The sequence below is a fragment of the Streptococcus mitis genome (assembly GCF_001579035.1).
In the GTDB taxonomy this organism is placed as follows: Bacteria; Bacillota; Bacilli; order Lactobacillales; family Streptococcaceae; genus Streptococcus; species Streptococcus mitis_J.
In genome coordinates this window covers 17,937-19,496 of record NZ_KQ970292.1, presented here as the reverse complement: position 1 = coordinate 19,496, position 1,560 = coordinate 17,937, and the positions used below count along the sequence as shown (strand labels likewise).

The window sequence follows — 1,560 nt, the reverse complement described above, 5'->3', positions numbered from 1 at the left end:
TGTCCTAGCCAGTAAGAAGTCGGTGAAGCTTTTTTATAGTATGTTACTCTTAATTAATTTGTTAGGAGCTGTTCTTGTCTTGTCAGACAACTTGTTCATCAAAAATACGTTGCAGCAAGAATTAGTTGACTTTTTATTGCCATCCTTCTTTTTCCTATTTGGACTAGATTTGCTGATTTTTTTACCCTTGAAAAAATACATGCGTGATTTTCTTGCTATGCTAGACAGAAAAAAGACAGTGTTGGTGACTATTTTAGCAACACTTCTCTTCTTAAGAAATCCAATGACCATTGTCTCTCTTTTGATTTATATTGGACTGGGTTTGTTTTTTGCAGCCTATCTTGTCCCAAATTCGGTTAAGAAGGAAGTTTCCTTTTATGGTCATATTTTTCGAGATCTTGTATTGGTCATTGCTACGCTCATTTTCTTTTAGAGAAAGCTTGTTTTTATGGATGTTATGATGGTAAGTTTAGTAGGAAAATAGACACAAAAGAAAAGTTTTTGGTATAATAAGAGTATGTACACAAAAAATGAAGAAGAGCTACAAGCCTTAGGGGAGCGTTTGGGTCATCTATTAGAAAAGAATGATGTTTTAATCTTAACTGGAGAACTGGGTGCAGGTAAAACGACCTTTACTAAAGGACTTGCTAAAGGTTTACAGATTTCTCAAATGATTAAAAGTCCAACCTATACTATCGTAAGAGAGTATGAGGGGCGTCTTCCGCTTTTCCATTTAGATGTTTATCGAATTGAAGGAGATGCGGATTCTATCGATTTGGATGAGTTTCTCTTTGGTGGCGGAGTGACTGTTATTGAGTGGGGCAATCTCTTAGGAGATGCCTTGCCAGATACTTATTTAGAGTTGGAAATTCTAAAAGAAGAAGACGGTCGCAGATTACATTTCCAAGCAAAGGGTTTGCGTGCAGAAAAGCTTTTAGAGGAGCTTCAACATGGAGTATGAATTGCTCATTAGGGAAGCAGAGCCCAAAGATGCAGCTGAATTAGTGGCCTTTTTAAATCGTGTAAGTTTAGAGACAGATTTTACCAGCCTAGACAGAGATGGTATTCTCTTGACCAGTGAGGAGATGGAAATATTCCTCAACAAGCAAGCTAGTTCGGACAATCAGATAACCTTACTTGCATTATTAAATGATAAAATTGCTGGTATTGTAAATATTACAGCTGACCAGCGCAAGAGAGTCCGTCATATTGGAGATCTCTTTATTGTGATTGGTAAGAAATATTGGAATAATGGATTGGGAAGTTTGTTGCTAGAAGAAGTGATAGAGTGGGCACAAGCAAGTGGCATTCTGCGTCGTCTCCAACTGACTGTCCAAACTCGTAATCAGGCTGCGGTTCATCTGTATCAAAAGCATGGCTTTGTCATTGAAGGTCGCCAAGAGCGTGGAGCATATATAGAAGAAGGGAAATTTATCGATGTTTACTTGATGGGTAAACTGATCGATTAGTAGAAATATGGTTAAAAAAATTATTGGAATGGTGCTGGCTTTACTTTCTGTAACTGTAGTAGGAGCAGGTATTTTTGCTATACTATTTATC

The 1,560-nt window shown here is 37.4% G+C and carries 3 protein-coding genes; all 3 read left to right on the top strand.

The genetic code is table 11. The features are described from left to right. Positions 1-433 (top strand): hypothetical protein (locus SMIDD26_RS09875; RefSeq protein WP_061439987.1); only part of this gene is annotated, 433 nt, incomplete at its 5' end. A gap of 84 nt (positions 434-517) precedes the next feature. Then, entirely contained in the window at positions 518-961 is a 444-nt protein-coding gene (gene tsaE, locus SMIDD26_RS09870; RefSeq protein ID WP_061439986.1) for a tRNA (adenosine(37)-N6)-threonylcarbamoyltransferase complex ATPase subunit type 1 TsaE, read from the top strand. Next, positions 951-1,469 carry a GNAT family N-acetyltransferase gene (locus tag SMIDD26_RS09865; protein WP_061439985.1) on the top strand — a complete coding sequence of 173 codons (519 nt, stop codon included), beginning with the start codon at positions 951-953 and terminating at the stop codon, positions 1,467-1,469. Before tsaE ends, SMIDD26_RS09865 begins: the two co-directional genes overlap by 11 nt. Positions 1,470-1,560 lie beyond the last annotated feature (91 nt).